General features: G+C 29.3%; 1 protein-coding gene. It reads right to left on the reverse strand.

The window, feature by feature from the left end; genetic code table 11:
- The coding region (locus NE591_RS15575) for a hypothetical protein (protein ID WP_256157138.1) at positions 1-265 on the reverse strand (265 nt) is incomplete at its 3' end.
- Positions 266-287 lie beyond the last annotated feature (22 nt).

A 287-nucleotide genomic window follows, 5' to 3' on the forward strand; every position in this document is an offset into this window, starting at 1 on the left:
CTTGAATAAATTGTTTAATCGTTTCTTTTTCTAACCATTGATTTTGATCTGCTTGTTCGATAAAATCCGTCACAATTTCTGCTTGTTTTTCATTTGGTAATGATAAATCAAAAGAAGTTAATTGGTCAAGTTGATCGTATTCAATAAACGATGAATAATAATCCGGCATGGTTTCCATAATAAAAGAAGCAACCCTACTTTCTTGAATTGTTTTCTTACTATCTTTAATAAAAGGAACAAAAATCATTGATAAAGCCAGATACACAAGGATTACCCCTTGAATAATT

The sequence above is a fragment of the Adlercreutzia sp. DFI.6.23 genome (assembly GCF_024462535.1).
Taxonomy (GTDB): domain Bacteria; phylum Actinomycetota; class Coriobacteriia; order Coriobacteriales; family Eggerthellaceae; genus Adlercreutzia; species Adlercreutzia rubneri.